Raw genomic sequence first — 18,298 nt, 5'->3', positions numbered from 1 at the left:
TCCAGGGGCTTGCGCCCCCGGAACGATCTCTTCTCGCGCCTTCGGCGCGACGCGTGTTCTCAAACGCAGTCGTGGTGTACCAACTGCGGAAAGGGAGGGGCGTGAGCCCAGGGCTGACGCCCCTCCCTCTCAGAGATCACGCTTCAGGTGCAGCTACGTCGGGTGTTGCATCTGACGCAATTCCGCCCGGTATCAGCTGCAACCGCTGGTCGAGCCACAGCCCTCGCAGATGTAGCAGGAGCCGGCCCGCTGCATCTTCGTACCGCAGGAGAAGCACAGCGGGGCGTCGGCCTGGATGCCCAACTGCATCTCCACCAGCTCGGCGCTGGTGTGCGCCTGCTTGGGGGCGGGCTTGGCCGCCTCGACCTCGGCCTTCGGCGTGGCGACCGCCTTCAGGTCGGTCTGCCGGGGCGCCGACTGGGCCAGGCCCTCGACGTCGAGCTCGTCGTCGGTCGGCTCGTAGGAGCCGGTCTCGAGGTGGCGCTGACGCTCCTCGGCGGAGTGGATGCCGAGCGCGGAGCGCGTCTCGAAGGGCAGGAAGTCCAGCGCCAGGCGGCGGAAGATGTAGTCGACGATCGACTGCGCCATCCGCACGTCCGGGTCGTCGGTCATACCGGCCGGCTCGAAGCGCATGTTGGTGAACTTCGAGACGTACGTCTCCAGCGGCACGCCGTACTGAAGGCCCACCGACACGGCGATCGAGAAGGCGTCCATCATTCCCGCGAGCGTCGAGCCCTGCTTGGACATCTTCAGGAAGACCTCGCCGAGACCGTCGTCCGGGTACGAATTGGCGGTCATGTAGCCCTCGGCACCGCCGACCGTGAAGGAGGTGGTGATGCCGGGCCGGCCCTTGGGCAGGCGCTTGCGGACCGGGCGGTACTCGACGACCTTCTCGACCGCGCTGCGGATCGTGCCCTCGGCCTTCTCGGTGATCTCGGCCTTCTCGTCCTCCTTCTTCTTGGCGGAGAGGGGCTGGCCGACCTTGCAGTTGTCGCGGTAGATGGCGAGCGCCTTGACGCCCAGCTTCCACGCCTCGAAGTAGATCTCCTGGACCTCCTCGACGGTCGCCGACTCCGGCATGTTGACCGTCTTGGAGATGGCGCCGGAGATCCACGGCTGGATCGCGGCCATCATGCGGACGTGGCCCATCGGGGAGATGGCGCGCTCGCCCATGGCGCAGTCGAACACCTCGTAGTGCTCGTGCTTGAGGCCGGGGGCGTCGATCACGTTGCCGTGCTCGGCGATGTGGGCGACGACCGCCTCGATCTGCTCCTCCTGGTAGCCCAGGCGGCGCAGGGCCTGCGGGACGGTGCCGTTGACGATCTGCATCGAGCCGCCGCCGACCAGCTTCTTGAACTTGACCAGCGCGAGGTCGGGCTCGACACCCGTGGTGTCGCAGGACATGGCCAGGCCGATGGTGCCGGTGGGCGCCAGGACGGACGCCTGGGAGTTGCGGAAGCCGTTCTTCTCGCCGAGCCGCAGCACGTCCTGCCAGGCCTCCGTGGCGGCGGCCCAGACCGGCGTGTCCAGGTCGTCCATGCGGACGGCCGTGGTGTTGGCGTCGGCGTGCTGCTTCATCACCCGCAGGTGCGGCTGGGCGTTGCGGGCGTAGCCGTCGTACGGGCCGACGACCGCGGCGAGCTCGGCCGAGCGCCTGTAGGCGGTACCGGTCATCAGGGAGGTGATGGCACCGGCGAGGGCGCGGCCGCCGTCGGAGTCGTAGGCGTGGCCCGTCGCCATCAGCAGCGCGCCGAGGTTGGCGTAGCCGATGCCGAGCTGGCGGAACGCGCGGGTGTTCTCGCCGATCTTCTGGGTCGGGAAGTCCGCGAAGCAGATGGAGATGTCCATCGCCGTGATGACCAGCTCGACGACCTGGGCGAAGCGCTCGACCTGGAAGGACTGGTTGCCCTTGCCGTCGTCCTTGAGGAACTTCATCAGGTTCAGCGAGGCCAGGTTGCAGGACGTGTTGTCCAGGTGCATGTACTCGCTGCAGGGGTTCGAGCCGTTGATGCGGCCGGACTCCGGGCAGGTGTGCCAGTGGTTGATCGTGTCGTCGTACTGGATGCCCGGGTCGGCGCAGGCCCAGGCGGCCTCGGCCATCTTCCGGAACAGGTCCTTCGCGTCGACCTGCTCGATGACCTCGCCGGTCATCCGCGCGCGCAGGCCGAACGTCCCGCTCTGCTCGACCGCCTTCATGAACGTGTCGTTCACGCGGACCGAGTTGTTGGCGTTCTGGTACTGAACAGAGGTGATGTCCTCGCCGCCGAGGTCCATGTCGAAGCCCGCGTCGCGCAGGGCGCGGATCTTCTCCTCCTCCTTGACCTTGGTCTGGATGAAGTCCTCGATGTCGGGGTGGTCGACGTCGAGGATGACCATCTTGGCCGCGCGGCGGGTGGCACCGCCGGACTTGATGGTGCCCGCGGAGGCGTCGGCACCGCGCATGAAGGAGACGGGCCCGGAGGCGTTTCCGCCGGAGGAGAGCAGCTCCTTGGAGGAGCGGATACGGGAGAGGTTCAGGCCGGCGCCGGAGCCGCCCTTGAAGATCATGCCCTCTTCCTTGTACCAGTCGAGGATCGACTCCATGGAGTCGTCGACGGACAGGATGAAGCAGGCGGAGACCTGCTGGGGCTGCTTGGTGCCGACGTTGAACCAGACGGGGCTGTTGAAGCTGAAGATCTGGTGCAGGAGGGCGTAGGCCAGCTCGTGCTCGAAGATCTCGGCGTCGGCGGGCGAGGCGAAGTACTTGTGGTCCTCGCCGGCCTTCCGGTACGTCTTCACGATGCGGTCGATCAGCTGCCTGAGGCTGGTCTCGCGCTGCGGGGTGCCGACGGCACCGCGGAAGTACTTGCTGGTGACGATGTTGACCGCGTTCACCGACCAGAAGTCGGGGAACTCGACGCCACGCTGCTCGAAGTTGACCGAGCCGTCGCGCCAGTTGGTCATGACGACGTCACGGCGCTCCCAGGCCACCTCGTCGTACGGGTGCACGCCGGGGGTGGTGTGGATGCGCTCGATACGCAGCCCCTTGCTGGCCTTGGTGCCCTTGGCTCGGGAACCTCGTGCCGGACCGCTCGCCGTCTCTGTCATGCCGCCTCCCTGTACGGGCGTAAACGCCCTGAAGTGCCCCTGTGTTCCGGAGCACGGTGTTCTGTCTGGTGTCGCGGGCAACCCTCGCTGCCACCCGCGACAGGTCTTCCTCACCGCCGCCGAGCCGGGTCCGGACGCACCGCCCGGACCGGCCCGCTGCTCAGTCGGCGGTGCCTGCGGGCAGGGGGACCTCAGCCGTCCCGCCGCGCCCGCGGCCGTCTTCCTGGCACCCCTCACAAACGCCGTCGCCGTCCTGCGCGGCGAGGTGTCCCGTTCCTTCCCTGAGTTCCGCGATGGCGGACTCGAAGTCCTCGAGCGAGTCGAACGCCCGGTAGACCGACGCGAACCGCAGATAGGCGACGAGGTCGAGCTCCTTCAGGGGGCCGAGTATGGCGAGCCCCACGTCATGAGCGGCCACCTCGGCGCTCCCGCTGGCGCGCACCGCCTCCTCGACCCGCTGGCCCAGCTGGGCGAGCGCGTCCTCGGTGACGGGCCGCCCCTGGCATGCCTTGCGCACACCGTTGATGACCTTGATCCGACTGAAGGCCTCGGTGACTCCGGACCGCTTGACCACCATGAGCGAGCACGTCTCCACTGTCGTGAACCGACGGGAGCAGTCAGGGCACTGGCGGCGCCTGCGGATGGACGTGCCGTCGTCCGTCGTACGACTGTCGACCACGCGGCTGTCGGGGTGCCTGCAGAAGGGGCAGTGCATGGACTCCAACCCTCCTCACAGCAGGCTCAATGGCCTCACCGGACCCATGGGCCCCGCGAAGCAGCCACAAGCATAGGCGATGAACGGCGGCCCGAAGACCGGGGGGAACACAATCTGTGGGCTGCTGTAGCTATCCAACCACTACATGTGGGGATTGGCTCCATACAGGCAGGCGAGGCGCGCGTGTCGCACGGATACGGCGGCGCGCCGTGCGCCGGAGCCGCCGCGGGCAACACGTCGGTGGCGCCCGTGCCCGCCGGGGAGCTTACGGAGATACCGTGAGCGCCGCACGGAGGACGCGTGGGACTCCCGGGCAGACGGGAGGCGGCACCCGGCCGGCGGGACCCCGGATGGCAGACTGGGGCGGCAGCCCACGAGGTCGCATCCCGGCGGTGAAGAGTACAACAATGAGCCCTTTTGCCAGCCGGGCACCGCGTTGCCCATACACCCAGAAACGCGATCAAGTCCGGTTGACGGCGTTTTTTCACTCGAACGTGTGTTTGGCGCAACCTTTCGAAAGCAACTACCGTTGTGCCGGAGGGAGACCATCGAGAGGGGCCGACGTGACCACCACCGCAGACAGTGCCACCATCACTGCCCAGGACCGCTCCCAGGGCCGACTCGAGCCGGTGCATGCGATGAACGAAGCCACGAATCCCGAGGGGCACAAGCGCTCCCTGCCGGGCCGACCTCCGGGCATCCGGGCCGACAGCTCGGGCCTCACCGACCGTCAGCGCCGGGTGATCGAGGTCATCAGGGACTCCGTGCAGCGGCGCGGCTACCCGCCGTCCATGCGGGAGATCGGGCAGGCGGTCGGCCTCTCCAGCACTTCCTCGGTCGCACACCAGCTGATGGCGCTCGAGCGCAAGGGATTCCTGCGGCGTGATCCGCACCGTCCTCGCGCGTACGAGGTCCGCGGTTCGGACCAGGCCACCGCGTTGCAGCCGACGGACACGGTGGGCAAGCCGGCCGCCTCCTACGTCCCTCTGGTCGGCCGGATCGCGGCCGGTGGTCCCATCCTCGCCGAGGAGTCGGTCGAGGACGTCTTCCCCCTGCCCCGCCAGCTGGTCGGTGACGGAGAGCTGTTCGTCCTCAAGGTCGTCGGTGACTCGATGATCGAGGCCGCGATCTGTGACGGCGACTGGGTCACCGTCCGCCGCCAGCAGGTCGCCGAGAACGGCGACATCGTGGCCGCGATGATCGACGGCGAGGCCACCGTCAAGCGCTTCAAGCGCGAGGACGGGCACGTCTGGCTCCTCCCGCACAACGCGGCGTACGAGCCGATCCCGGGCGACGACGCGACCATCCTCGGCAAGGTGGTGGCGGTGCTGCGGCGCGTGTGAGAACCGCGCCGGGCGGCGGGCTCGCCCACCTGCCCCTTGATCGGGCCCCGGGACCCCTGCGCCGGTTCCGGGGCTCCGTGCTGCGCGTCGCCCCCGTACTGAACGGCCCTGGTCGACGCGCTTTCGGATCGCGGGGGTAGCCTGACCGGCGCCGGTCAGGCTACCCCCGCGATCACTTCCCCTCCTGCTCGGCCATCGCGTTGATGGCCGCCAGTGACTTGCGCACCTGGTTGCGGTCCGTGGTGTTCCAGAAGTCGGGCAGCGACGCCTTCAGATAGCCGCCGTACCGGGCCGTCGCCAGACGCGGATCCAGTACGGCGACCACACCCCGGTCCCCCGAGGCCCGTACGAGACGTCCGGCGCCCTGGGCCATGAGGAGCGCCGCGTGGGTGGCGGCCACCGCCATGAAGCCGTTGCCGCCGGCGTCCTCCACGGCCTTCTGGCGGGCGCTCATCACCGGGTCGTCGGGACGCGGGAACGGGATCTTGTCCATGACGACCAGCTGGCAGCTGGGCCCGGGGACGTCCACGCCCTGCCAGAGCGACAACGTGCCGAAGAGGCAGGTCTTCGGATCCGCCGCGAAGTTCTTGATCAGTTCGCCCAGCGTCTCCTCGCCCTGGAGCAGGATCGGGAACTCGGGGATACGGCTGCGCAGCTCCTCCGCGGCCAGCTGGGCGGCCCGCATGGAGGAGAACAGCCCGAGCGTGCGTCCGCCCGCCGCCTGGATCAGCTCCGTCAGCTCGTCGAGCATGTCGCCCCGGTCACCGTCCCGCGCGGGACGCGACAGGTGCTTGGCGATGTACAGGATGCCCTGCTTGGGGTAGTCGAACGGCGAGCCGACGTCGACGCCCTTCCACTGCGGAACGTCGTCGCCCTCGGTGCCCTCCGGCGCGAGGCCGAGGGAGGCGCCGACGCCGTTGAAGTCGCCGCCGAGTTTGAGGGTCGCGGAGGTCAGGACGACGGAGCGGTCCGTGAAGAGCTTCTCCCGCAGCAGGCCCGAGACGGACATGGGCGCGACGCGCAGAGAGGCGCCGAAGCGGTCGTGGCGTTCGTACCAGACGACGTCCCACTCGGAACCGTTGGTGATGCGCTCCGCCACGTCGTGCACGTTCTCCACCGAGGCGAGTGCCTGCTTGCGGACGGCGTCCTCGTCCTGGACCGACCTGTCCCGGGTCGTGCCGAGTGCGGAGATGACGTTGCGCGAGGCGTCCCGCAGCGCCAGCAGCACATAGCCGAGGTCCTCGGGGATCTCCTCCAGGCGGCCGGGCAGGGCGAGCTCCATCAGGCGCTCGAAGCCCTCGGCCGCGGTCTGCAACTGGTCGGCGGCCTTCTCGTTCACCAGCTTGGCGGCACGGCGCACCGCGCGGTTGACCTGGCCGGGAGTGAGCTCACCGGTGGCGACGCCCGTGACCCGGGAGACGAGTTCGTGTGCCTCGTCGACGATGAGCACCTCGTGCTGCGGGAGGACCGGCGCGCCCTCGATGGCGTCGATCGCGAGCAGCGCGTGGTTGGTGACGACGACCTCGGCGAGCTTGGCGTGTTCCCGGGCCATCTCGGCGAAGCATTCCGCACCGTAGGCGCACTTGGAGGCGCCCAGGCACTCCCGCGACGAGACCGACACCTGCGCCCAGGCCCGATCGGACACTCCGGGCGCCAGGTCGTCGCGGTCACCGGACTCGGTCTCGTCTGCCCAGTCGCGCAGCCGCAGCAGGTCCTGGCCCAGCTTGCTGGTGGGCGCGGCGGCCTCGAACTGGTCGAACAGTCCCTCCTCCTCGTCCTGCGGCATGCCCTCGTGCAGGCGGTGCAGGCACAGATAGTTCGACCGGCCCTTGAGCATGGCGAACTCCGGGCGGCGGCGCAGCAGCGGGTGCAGGGCGTCGACGGTGCGCGGCAGGTCCCGCTCGACGAGCTGGCGCTGGAGGGCGAGGGTGGCGGTGGCCACGACCACTCTCTCCCCGTGGGCGAGGGCGGGCACGAGATAGCCGAGGGACTTTCCGGTGCCGGTGCCGGCCTGGACCAGCAGATGCGAGCTGTCGTCGATCGCGTCCGCGACGGCTTGGGCCATGGTCACCTGGCCGGGGCGCTCCGTACCGCCGACGGCGGTGACGGCGGCATGCAGGAGTTCGGGGAGGGAGGGCTTCGTCATAGCGCGACCACCCTACGGCTCGGGACCGACAATCGGGCGATCAAGGCGGGGACCGGTGGCCGGGTATCCCTCATGCGGATCCGGCGGGGCGGGAACCGGATCGGCCCGAGGGGTGTACCAGAAGTGATGACACTGTGGCGCGCTGTCACAGCAGATCACGCAGGGACCGGTCGCGGATCATGAGGGCGGCCCGCTTGGCGGGCAGGTCGACCTCGGCGGCGAACCGGAAGCCGGCGCTCAGAAAAGCGGCCAGGGAGGGTGCGTTGCGAAGGTCGGGTTCCGCCAGGACGCGGGCACAAGGGATGCGTTGGTCGAGTACCAGGTCGGCCACGGCTCTGAGCAGGGTGCCGCCGAGCCCCCGCCCACGGTCGGCGACGCCGCCGATGAGGAGATGGATACCGGTGTCGTGCGGTCGGGCCGGGTAGTGCCGGGCCAGCGGATCGAGGTCGGCCCGGTAGATCTCCCAGTAGCTCATCGGAGTGCCTTCGAGCAGGCCGATGCAGGGGACGCTGCGACCGTCGCCGTCGAGTTGCGCGAGCAGATGAGCCTCGGTCACGTCCCGCGGCCCGGCCAACTGCCAGAACTCCGCGACGGCGGGGTCGTTCATCCAGCGGCTGATCAGCGGCAGATCCTGCTCGAGCCGGACGGGGACCAGCTGGAAGGTGCCGGCGGGTGTGCGGGTGGGGCCCCAGCCACCCACGCCGTCGAGCAGGTCGGCCGTGGCCGGGGTGTCCGTCCCGGTCGTCTGCCGGAAGAGCGCGACGAAGTCGTCCGGCAGACGCAGGTCGAGCGTGTCCTCGCCGTCGGCGCCCGCCTTGGCCGGACGGCGGTGGGGAGCGGTTGCCTGCGCTTGACCGGTGTCGGCGCCGGCATCGGTGGGAGGCATGGCGCGCTCCTCTCGGAAGACGGGTTTACGGGGGACGGAGGGTTTACGGCTGACGCGAGTCGGGGTGCGGGTCAGAGGTAGGGGCGCGGATCAGAGGTACAGGGGGTTGGCGATGGTGACGTAGACGGACTGGGTGTCGACCGGGCCGACGAGTTCGTCGAGGCCGTGCAGCCGGGTCAGCAGGTTGGCCTTGCAGCGCAGGACCGGGGAGTCGAGCAGGCGGAAGGGCAGGGTGGAGCGCGTACGGGCGGGGCCGGAGGCCGCGTCGGCGAGGAAGCGGCGGAAGGCGGCCAGCAACAGCCGCTCGTCGGCGAGCCGTTGGGAGCCGAAGGCGCCGATGAGACCGAACACGTTGTTGATGGCGAGGTAGTAGGCGAAGCGTTCGTCGGTGACGTCGTCGGAGACGAAGGTGTCGCTGTGCTCGCCGATGCCGGGCAGCCGGGCGTCGAGTTCCGCGTGCCGGGAGACGCGGAAGTAGTAGCCCTGGTTGTCGCGGTAGCGACCGCCCGCGGGCCAGCCTTCGTCGTCCAGCAGGAGCAGCGTGTTCTGCTGGTGGGCCTCCAGGGCGACTCCGGCCTCGCCGTCCAGCCACAGCACGGGGCGGACCACCTGCTCGAGGTAGCGCAGGAACCACTCGGTGGCGACGGCTCTCGACGGGCGGCCGGTGCGTAGGGCGAGGCCGGTGACGACCTCGGCCAGGCGGGACCGCAGGGTGAGGGGGGCGTCGGCCCGGGGGTAGGGCCGGGGTGCCACGAGTCCGGCGACGCAGGAGACGTCGTCCGACGGGTTGAACGGGTTGTGCCGGATCATCACGTCCAGGCCCGGCACGGGTGTCCCGTCCTGGTCGTCCACGGCAAGCCAGGCCGGGTCCCGGACGATGTCGAAGCCGGGGTGCGCCGCACGCAACTGCTGGGAGAGCCCGCTGCGCAGCAGCCGGTGGACCTCTACACCCCGGTGCAGTTCCTTGCGGAGGTTCTCACGACGGGAGTTGGTGATGTGCAGGCCCAGTGACAGCTTGAGCATGGCGGCCGCGCCCGTGCGGTGGACGGTGCGCACGGAGGAGGTGGGATACCAGGGCGGCCCGTAGGGACCCAGATCGCGCAGCAGTCCCGCGTCGAGCAGGGCCGCCGTGCCCGCGCGGTGGCGCACTTCGCGCAACTGCCATGGATGCAGCGGCAGGGCGGCGTATCCGTCGGGCAGGGGCAGGCCCGCTCCGGCGAGCCGGGCGGTGAGCAGGTCGGCGGGTACGGTCCGGCCGCATTCGGTCCAGGCCGAGTCGGTGGCCAGGACGGAGCGGGCGACCGCCATCCAGTGCAACGGGAAGGAGCCTCGCAATTCGGGCGAGTAGTGGCGGACTTCGGCCTCCGACAGGCCCTCGCGGCTCTTGGGGGTCGGGTGCAGCGGGTGTCCGAGCAGGAGGGCCTGCTCGGCGGAGAGGAAGCGGTCGGTTCCGTCGGTGGGCCGGTGCCGGCGGTCACGAAGGAAGAGGGTGGTGCCACGAACGGAGTCGGCGACACGGGCGACGAGGTCGAGGGCGGCGGTGCCGGTGGGCTCGGTCAAGGCCCGGTTCGCTGACGGGGCGGCGGCTGTGGGCGCCTGCGAGGCCCTGGGGGCGCGGTTCCTGGTGCGTGCTTCCCGGACCAGCAGGGTGGCGACCGTGACGGCGTCGGCCGGCGGGGCGTCTTCCGGGGCGTCGGCCAGGTACGGGAGGCCGAAGCGGTGCCAGCCCGTTGGGGACCAGTGGTGAACGGGGACGAGCAGGGCTGTCCCGCTGGCCCGGAGGGGAATACGGAGGGTGCCGTAGCAGGGAGCCGCCGTTCCGGTCTCGCGCACCCAGCAGCGCAAGAGGTTCTCCACGGCCGCGGCCTGGGCGGCGGTGTGAGGGTCGGGGTGTTCGAGGAGGTCTGTGGCCCTGCCGTCGGGCCGCAGGGCGGCCGGTGTCCTTCTCGGCTGACGGGGGACCTTCTCGGCCGGGTCGTGGGTGTGGGAGCGGCCGTGGGGGGCGGAGGTGAGGTTCAAGACGGCTCCTCAGGGTGATGTTCGGGTCGATGCGTCCGGGCGGATGGCGGGCCGGCCGGGCGACGGCGGGGGCGGGGCGGGGCGGGGCGGGGCGGACCAAGCGGTAGGGCTCGGAAGGGGTGAGGATCTGGGTGTTTCGAAGGGTGCTGGTGGGGCGCCCGGGGGGGTGGGGCGGTCGCCTTCGGCGGTCTGTCCGGCTCCAGGCTCCAGGGTCTGGCGGGGTGGGGGCGGCGGGGCCGGACGAGGCAATCGGCTCAGCCGTCCGAGTCCGCCCCCGGTGGCACGGTCCGGGTCGGCCGAGCGGGGTCGGTGTCGGCTCGGACCTGCTCGCCCGAGGCGCCCGGGGCGCCCGGGGCGCCCGCCGACAATCGCGGCACAGGGGCGCTACCCCGTGCCTGCCGTGTGACCGGTGGGTTGCGGCCGTCTCCGCGGGGCCCCGCGCTCCTGACCGTCTCGGCCGGTGTGGCTCCGGGCCGCCGCCTCGACCGCGTCGGCCAGGCGACCGACGACCGCGGCGGCCTGCTCGTCGCTGATCGTCAGCGGGGGAAGGAGCCGTACGACGCTTGCGTGGCGGCCGCCGAGTTCGACGATCAGGCCCCGCCGCAGGCATTCCCGTTGGACGGCGGCGGCGAGTTCGGGTGCGGCGGGATGCGGCTCCCGGACGCGGGTCAACGTCGGCCCGGCACCCGGGCCGTGCTCGACACCGCCACGCCCGCCACCACCGCCACCACCGCCACCACCGTCGACGCCCCCGGCGCCCCTGGGGCAGATCAGGTCCGAGCCGGCGCCGGCCCCGCTGTCGCCCTCGGGTTCCCCCTCAGGGTTCACCAGTTCGAGGCCGATCATCAGTCCCCGTCCCCGTACCTCGCCGACGCAGGGGAAGTGGCCAGCCAGGTCGCGGAGTTGGGTCAGCATGTGGAGGCCGAGGGATGCCGCGCGTTCGGCGAGGCGGTTCTCCCGGACGTGGGCCAGGGTGGCCGTGCCCGCGGCCATGGCGAGTTGGTTGCCGCGGAACGTTCCCGCGTGGGCACCGGGTTGCCAGACGTCGAGGTCGTCGCGGTAGACCACGACGGCCAGCGGAAGGCTGCCGCCGATGGCCTTGGACAGCACCATCACGTCCGGTGTCACACCGCTGTGCTCCACCGCCCAGAAGGTGCCCGTGCGGCCCACCCCCGTCTGGATCTCGTCGGCGATCAGCGGGACGGACCGGTCCTCGGTGATCCGGCGCATGCGCCGCATCCATTCGTCCGGGGCGGGAATCACCCCGCCCTCGCCCTGGACGGGTTCGAGGATCATCCCGGCGGGCAGCGGTACGCCCGACTTCGGGTCGTCCAGGACGGACTCGGTCCAGCGGGCGGAGAGTTCGGCCCCGCGCGCGCCGCCGACGCCGAAGGGGCAGCGGTAGTCCTGCGGGTAGGGCAGGCGCGCGACCCGTACGTCGGTGGCGTGGCCCGAGGCGGCGAGCGCTCCCTCGGTCATCCCGTGGTAGGCGCCGGAGAAGGCCAGGATTCCGGTGCGGCCGGTGGCGGCCCGGACGAGTTTGAAGGCGGCCTCCACCGCGTCCGTGCCGGCCGGGCCGCAGAACTGCACGCGCGCCCGGTCGGCGAGTCCGGGCGGCAGAGTGTGGAACAGCTCGGTGACGAAGGCGTCCTTGACGGGTGTGGCGAGATCGAGGGCGTGCAGGGGCGCGCCCGAGTCGAGTACGTCGCGGATGGCCTCCAGGACGACGGGGTGGTTGTGGCCGAGGGCGAGGGTGCCCGCACCCGAGAGGCAGTCCAGGTAGCGGCGGCCGTCCGCGCCCTCGATGGTGAGCCCGCGGGCCCGGACGGGCACGATCGGCAGGGCGCGCGCATAGGTGCGCGCCGCCGACTCACGCGCCGACTGCCGCCGCAGGATCCCCTCGAACGAGGCGGGCGCCCCCGCCGACGCACAGCCTCCGGGCGCAGACTCCGTCACGGTCACGGTCCTTGTCCTCCCGCTGTCCCAGAGCGTCGGCCTGCCACTGATACGAGGCGCCGGCATCACGCCACCGGGGCGAGTGGCCGCCCACGGCAGGGGGTCCCGGACGCAGACATCAGGACCCTCACCGCTACAACCCCGGACGGTCCGCACGGTTACGGGTGCGCTCAAGATCCTTGCGTTCGTGGAGCGTTGCTCACCGGCGTCCTCGGCCGGACCTGGCGAGACCACGGGGACCACTCACGGCCCGCGGCCGCACAAGGCCGGCGTGCGACGGCAGGGGCGGGAGGCAGAACAACAGACGCCGGGAGGCACCGTGAGGCGGCAGGCGAATCACCGTGCCGCGGGAAGCACCGTGAGGCGGCAGGCGAATCACCGTGCGGCGGGAGACAACTCGCATCGGACTCGCATCGGACAATGGGGATCGCAGGGGAAGCCGGCCGAGCGAGGTACGGGGACATGAGCGACGAAACACCGCCCGCGGCGGGGCTGACCACGGGCGCCCTGGCCCGCCGCCTGGGCGTCTCCCCGACCACCCTGCGCTCCTGGGACCGCCGGTATGGTCTGGGGCCCGCCGTCCGGGAGCGGGGACGACACCGCCGCTGGAGTCCCGAGGACATCGCGATGGTGGAGGAGATGTGCCGGCTGACGGCGGCGGGCGCGCCACCCGCAGAGGCCGCCCGGCTGACCCGCCTCGGGCGCGGCCCGGCCGGGCGTGCCGAACCGGCCGCCGCCGTGACCTCCGACCGGCCCGCGCCGTCGTCCGGCGCGGGAGAGCCGCCCCGCCGCGGGGGCGCCGGCGGCGGGCTGCCGCTGGGCGACGTGCGGCAGGAGTGCCGGGGCCTGGCCCGCGCCGCGGTGCGCCTGGACTCGCCGGAGCTGGAGAGCCGGCTGCTGGAGGCGGTCGGGCGGTACGGGCTGACGGTGGCGTGGGAGGAGGTGATGGTGCCGACCCTGCGCGCGGTGGGCCGTAAGTGGGAGTCGTCCGGCGACCGGTACGTGGAGGTGGAGCACCTGCTGTCCTGGCAGGTGTCGAGCACACTGCGCAGCGCGCCGCTGCTGCTGCCGCGCGCAGCGGCGCGGGTGGACATTCCGCCGGTGGTGCTGGCCTGCGCGCCCGGTGAGCAGCACTCCCTCCCCCTGGAGGCGCTGAACGCGGCGCTGGGCGAGCGCGGGGTGCCGACCCGGATGCTGGGCGCCGCCGTGCCGGTGGAGGCGCTGATCGCCTGCGTCCGTCGCACCGGTCCGACCGCCGTGGTCCTGTGGTCGCAGGCCCGCTCCACCGCGTCGGTGCCGCTGGCGCGGCACGTCGCGGCCCTGGAATGGGGGGCGCCGGGTGCGCGCAGGCGGCCTGCCGTCCTGCCCGCCGGTCCGGGCTGGGAGCGGCGGACCTGCGGAGGCTTTCCGCGCTGCGCCGGTCTGCGGGACGCGGTCGAGACGCTGAGCCGCCTCTGCGGTGACGACGGTGCCGTGGCGCACGCCCCACGGGCCCGCTGAGGGGCGGGACTCGGACGAACTGCCAGACCAGGCAGCCTGTGGCGAAACCGCTGCCCGTAGCGAAACCGTTGCCGATCCGTCGGCGGTCCCCCGCGCCGAGCGCATAGTGTGTGGTGCCGTTCGCGCCCGCCGAGAGACCAGGGTGAACTGGGCCTGATTTCAAGGTGGGAACGCGAAGGCAAGGGGCAAGTCCGTTCACAGCAGGGGGAGTCAGAGCATGCGACCCATACGCCCGTTCTTCAACGCTCGTCGAGGAGGGGGCGCCCGCCGCACAACCTCACCCGTGCTGACCTCCGTGGCCCTGGCCTCGGTGCTCGCGCTCTTCGCCACCGGCTGCGACTCGGGCGACAGCGAGGCCGACAACCGGCCCACCGCCGTCGCGACCGCCGACGACACGGGCGCAGCCGGCGACGGAAAGATCAAGATCCCGGACGACCTCAGGAAGAAGCTCAAGGAACACGGGATCGACATCGACAAGTGGAAGAACGGCGCCTGGAAGGACTGGAACGAGGACGACTGGCTCCGTGAGGCGAAGGACTTCGTCAACCCGATCATCAAGGACCTGTGGGATCCCGACCGCATGCGCCGTGCGAAGGACCCGGACAAGGGCGTGGACGACAACGACCTCTCCGGCGACCAGGGTGTCACCGACCCGACCCCGGCCCCGGTGAAGGCGGCTGCGGTCCAGCCGACGTACCACGCGAACGCGGCGACGGCGGGGAAGGTGTTCTTCGACTCCCCCGAGGGCACGATGGTCTGTTCGGCGACGGTCGTTCAGGACCCGGCCCACCCGGGCAAGTCCAACCTCGTGTGGACGGCCGGCCACTGCGTGCACGCGGGCAAGAAGGGCGGCTGGTACCGCAACATCGCCTTCGTGCCGTCGTACAACGACGCGGGCCGCAGCACCGCCGAGCTGGAGAACGCCGGCAGGGACGAGGTCGCGCCGTACGGCGTGTGGTGGGGGGACTGGGCGCAGACCTCGGAGCAGTGGATCGAGCAGGGCGGTCCGACCGGCGGGCAGGGTGCCGCCTACGACTTCGCCGTCATCCATGTGACGCCCGAGCAGGGCGGCGCCGGCAAGTCGCTGGAGGAGACCGTCGGCGCGGCGCTGCCCGTGGACTTCGCCGCCCCGGCCGTACCGCAGGTGCGGAGCCTGACCGCGACCGGTTATCCGGCCGCGCCGCCGTACGACGGACAGCGGCTGTACCAGTGCCAGGACAAGCCGGGCCGGCTGTCGCTGAACGCCTCGGACCCGACGATGTACCGCATCGGCTGCACCATGACCGGCGGCTCCTCCGGCGGCGGTTGGGTCGCGACCGGCTCGGACGGCAAGCCCGCTCTGGTCTCCAACACCTCGATCGGTCCGGTGACGGCCGGCTGGCTGGCGGGTCCGCGGCTGGGCCCGGCGGCCAAGGGCGTGTACGACTCGGTCAGCGGCAAGTTCGCAGGACAGTAGGCAGGCCGAAGGCGGCGGGGTGTCTCACGGGAACCTTCACCATCCCGCCGCCGTTCGCACTCGACTCCCCGGGCATAGTGGGGTGCCGCTCCGGACGGCTCCGCGGGGAAACGCCCGGATGACAAGCGCGTGACACCAAGGGCGCACGGCGCTCGGTCCGGGCGCACGGCGTCTCACACCAACCGACGGGGGTTCATCGCACCATGCAGTTCATACCTGGTTCCGCCACGCCCCGGCGCGCGCGCCGGCGCACCGTCCTGGCCGCCACCGGGCTCGTCGCGGCCCTGGCGCTCACCGCCACCGCCTGCGACGGCTCGGGCAAGACCGACGCCGCCGGCACGCCGGACGCCGCCGCCTCGCAGTCCGCGGACGGCGGCAGCGGCGACGGCAAGGTCAGGATTCCGGCCGACATCGCGGACAAGCTCAAGGAGCACGGGATCGATGTCGACAAGTGGCAGCGCGGCGGCTGGAAGAACTGGGACAAGGACAAGTGGCTCAGTGAGGCCAAGGACTTCGTCAACCCGGTGATCAAGGGCCTGTGGCAGCCCGAGCGGATGAAGTCCGCCCAGGAGGCGAACAAGACGGTCTCCACCCAGGACGCCGCCGCAGACCAGGGTGTCAGCGACCCGGCGCCGCAGCCGGTCCGGGCGCAGGCGGAGAAGACGCCGTACCACGAGAACGCCGCTCCGGTCGGCAAGGTCTTCTTCGACTCGCCCCAGGGCTCGATGGTCTGCTCGGGCACGGTCGTCAAGGACGTCAACCACCCGGGCAAGTCCAACCTGGTGTGGACCGCCGGCCACTGCGTGCACGCAGGCAAGAAGGGCGGCTGGTACCGCAACATCGCCTTCGTGCCGGCCTACAACGACCTCGGCAGGTCCGCGGCGCAGCTGAGCAACGCGAAGGCCTCCGAGGTCGCCCCGTACGGCGCCTGGTGGGCGGACTGGGCATCCACGTCCAGCCAGTGGATCCAGGGCGGCGCGGAGACGGGCGGCGCGGGCGCGGCGTACGACTACGCAGTACTGCACGTGAAGCCGGAGTCCGGTTCCCGGTCGCTGGAGGAGACCGTCGGGGCGGCGCTGGACGTGGACTTCTCCGCGCCGCCGACGGCGCGGGTCGCCACGATGGGCGCCTGGGGCTACCCGGCCGCGCCTCCGTACAACGGTCTGAACATGTTCCGCTGCGTCGACCGGCCGGGCCGGCTGTCGCTCAGCCCGTCGCTCCCGACGATGTACCGCATCGGCTGCACCATGACCGGCGGCTCCTCCGGCGGCGGCTGGTTCCGCGTGGTGAACGGCAGGACGAAGCTGGTGTCCAACACCTCGATCGGCCCGGCGGACCACACCTGGCTGGCGGGTCCGCAGCTGGGGCGGGGCGCGGAGGCGCTGTACCAGAACATGAGCAGGACCTACGGCGGCCGCTGACCCGGTGACGACGCCGAGGGCCCGCCCCCTTCGACAGGGGGCGGGCCCTCGGGCCGTACTGCTGTGGGTCAGAGCGCGGGGGCGGGCACGAACGGCGCCAGTTCCGCCGCGAGCTCCTCGTGCACCCGGGCCTTGAGCAAGGTGCCCTCCGCGGTGTGCTCCTCGGAGATCACCTCGCCCTCGGTGTGGGCACGGGCGATCAGCTTGCCGTGGGTGTACGGCACCAGCGCCTCGATCTCGACGGACGGTCGGGGCAGCTCGCTGTCGATCAGTGCGAGCAGCTCGGTGATGCCCTGCCCGGAGCGGGCCGAGACGACGATCGAGCGCTTCTCGATCCGCAGCAGCCGCTGGAGCACCAGCGGGTCCGCCGCGTCCGCCTTGTTGACCACGACGATCTCGGGTACGTCGGTGGCGCCGACGTCCCTGATCACCTCGCGCACCGCGGCCAGCTGCTCCTCCGGGTCGGGATGGGAGCCGTCCACCACGTGCAGGATCAGGTCGGAGTCGCCGACCTCCTCCATGGTGGAGCGGAAGGCCTCGACCAGGTGGTGCGGCAGGTGCCGGACGAAGCCGACGGTGTCCGCCAGGGTGTAGAGCCGCCCGCTCGGGGTCTCGGCCCGGCGCACGGTCGGGTCCAGGGTCGCGAACAGCGCGTTCTCGACCAGGACACCCGCGCCGGTGAGCCGGTTGAGCAGGGAGGACTTGCCGGCGTTGGTGTAGCCGGCGATGGCGACGGAGGGCACCTTGTTGCGGCGCCGCTCCTGGCGCTTGATCTCGCGGCCGGTCTTCATCTCCGCGATCTCCCGGCGCATCTTCGCCATCTTCTCGCGGATCCGCCGACGGTCCGTCTCGATCTTGGTCTCACCGGGACCGCGGGTGGCGAGGCCGCCGCCGCTGCCGCCGCCCATCTGCCGGGACAGCGACTGACCCCAGCCGCGCAGCCTCGGCAGCATGTACTGCATCTGGGCGAGCGCGACCTGCGCCTTGCCCTCTCGGGACTTGGCGTGCTGGGCGAAGATGTCCAGGATCAGGGCCGTACGGTCGATGACCTTGACCTTGACGACGTCCTCGAGGTGGATCAGCTGGCCCGGGCTGAGCTCACCGTCGCAGATGACGGTGTCCGCGCCGGTCTCCAGCACGATGTCGCGCAGCTCGTTCGCCTTGCCGGAGCCGATGTAGGTGGCCGCGTCGGGCTTGTCGCGGCGCTGGATGACGCCGTCGAGCACGACCGCGCCCGCGGTCTCGGCGAGGGCGGCCAGCTCGGCCAGGGAGTTCTCCGCGTCCCGCGCGGTCCCCGAGGTCCATACGCCGACGAGCACGACCCGCTCCAGGCGGAGCTGGCGGTACTCGACCTCGGTGACGTCCTCGAGCTCGGTGGACAGACCCGCGACACGGCGCAGCGCCGCCCGCTCGGAACGGTCGAACTGATCGCCGTCCCGGTCTCCGTCGAACTCGTGGCTCCAGGTGACGTCCTCTTCCATCAGGGCATCGGCCCGGAGACCTTCGGGGTAGGAGTGCGCGAGGCGCTTGCTGTCCTGGGACGCCTCGAACGACTGGGAAGAGGAAGAAGAGGAGGTCATTTGGTCCTTACGTGGTGGGAGAGTCCGTCACCGGTCACAACGTACGGGCGCCCCGGGAGATTCCCGTGGCCCCGTGCGGCGCCGGTCCGAAGATGGTCGCACGGTACGGCCCGTCTCGTCACTGCGATATTCCTCCGGGTCCCACCACCGGGTTCCTCCATTCGCGTTCCCCACGTCCGTTCACGTCCA

General features: G+C 71.3%; 11 protein-coding genes. 4 read left to right on the top strand and 7 right to left on the bottom strand.

Features of this window, described 5'->3' with window-relative positions; all coding sequences use genetic code 11:
• Positions 1–192 precede the first annotated feature (192 nt).
• Both ACWC91_RS09125 and nrdR read right to left on the bottom strand, forming a co-directional pair.
• Positions 193–3,087 (bottom strand): vitamin B12-dependent ribonucleotide reductase, encoded by a 2,895-nt coding sequence (locus tag ACWC91_RS09125; RefSeq protein ID WP_225075921.1) that lies wholly within the window; start codon positions 3,085–3,087, stop codon positions 193–195.
• Between the two features lie 160 nt (positions 3,088–3,247).
• Positions 3,248–3,802 (bottom strand): transcriptional regulator NrdR, encoded by a 555-nt coding sequence (nrdR, locus tag ACWC91_RS09120; RefSeq protein WP_225075922.1) that lies wholly within the window; start codon positions 3,800–3,802, stop codon positions 3,248–3,250.
• 563 nt (positions 3,803–4,365) lie between these two features.
• On the opposite strand from nrdR, the gene lexA reads away from it, so the two are divergent.
• Positions 4,366–5,145 carry a transcriptional repressor LexA gene (gene lexA / locus ACWC91_RS09115; protein ID WP_141357653.1) on the top strand — a complete coding sequence of 260 codons (780 nt, stop codon included), beginning with the start codon at positions 4,366–4,368 and terminating at the stop codon, positions 5,143–5,145.
• A 172-nt stretch (positions 5,146–5,317) separates the two neighbouring features.
• Here the strand turns inward: lexA and ACWC91_RS09110 are convergent, their stop codons facing one another.
• The 4 genes from ACWC91_RS09110 to ACWC91_RS09095 form a co-directional block, all read right to left on the bottom strand.
• On the bottom strand, positions 5,318–7,291 hold the full coding sequence (locus ACWC91_RS09110; protein ID WP_281157257.1) for an ATP-dependent DNA helicase: 1,974 nt from the start codon (positions 7,289–7,291) through the stop codon (positions 5,318–5,320).
• Between the two features lie 145 nt (positions 7,292–7,436).
• Positions 7,437–8,177, bottom strand: coding sequence for a GNAT family N-acetyltransferase (locus ACWC91_RS09105; protein WP_450644689.1), 741 nt, complete (start codon positions 8,175–8,177; stop codon positions 7,437–7,439).
• A 90-nt stretch (positions 8,178–8,267) separates the two neighbouring features.
• Positions 8,268–10,196 (bottom strand): IucA/IucC family protein, encoded by a 1,929-nt coding sequence (locus ACWC91_RS09100; protein ID WP_450644691.1) that lies wholly within the window; start codon positions 10,194–10,196, stop codon positions 8,268–8,270.
• Between the two features lie 384 nt (positions 10,197–10,580).
• Positions 10,581–12,158, bottom strand: coding sequence for a diaminobutyrate--2-oxoglutarate transaminase family protein (locus tag ACWC91_RS09095; RefSeq protein WP_450644693.1), 1,578 nt, complete (start codon positions 12,156–12,158; stop codon positions 10,581–10,583).
• Between the two features lie 456 nt (positions 12,159–12,614).
• Here ACWC91_RS09095 and ACWC91_RS09090 point away from each other — a divergent pair, with 456 nt between their 5' ends.
• The 3 genes from ACWC91_RS09090 to ACWC91_RS09080 all read left to right on the top strand — a co-directional run bounded on the left by ACWC91_RS09090 (position 12,615) and on the right by ACWC91_RS09080 (position 16,529).
• Positions 12,615–13,652, top strand: coding sequence for a MerR family transcriptional regulator (locus ACWC91_RS09090; protein WP_450725861.1), 1,038 nt, complete (start codon positions 12,615–12,617; stop codon positions 13,650–13,652).
• A 217-nt stretch (positions 13,653–13,869) separates the two neighbouring features.
• Positions 13,870–15,108 (top strand): trypsin-like serine peptidase, encoded by a 1,239-nt coding sequence (locus ACWC91_RS09085; protein WP_450642124.1) that lies wholly within the window; start codon positions 13,870–13,872, stop codon positions 15,106–15,108.
• A 203-nt stretch (positions 15,109–15,311) separates the two neighbouring features.
• Entirely contained in the window at positions 15,312–16,529 is a 1,218-nt protein-coding gene (locus tag ACWC91_RS09080; RefSeq protein ID WP_450642125.1) for a trypsin-like serine peptidase, read from the top strand.
• A 68-nt stretch (positions 16,530–16,597) separates the two neighbouring features.
• Here the strand turns inward: ACWC91_RS09080 and hflX are convergent, their stop codons facing one another.
• Positions 16,598–18,109 carry a GTPase HflX gene (hflX, locus tag ACWC91_RS09075; protein WP_281157492.1) on the bottom strand — a complete coding sequence of 504 codons (1,512 nt, stop codon included), beginning with the start codon at positions 18,107–18,109 and terminating at the stop codon, positions 16,598–16,600.
• Between the last annotated feature and the right edge of the window lie 189 nt (positions 18,110–18,298).

The organism is Streptomyces sp. NPDC001204, assembly GCF_053598035.1.
This window is presented reverse-complemented; position numbering and strand designations above follow the sequence as displayed.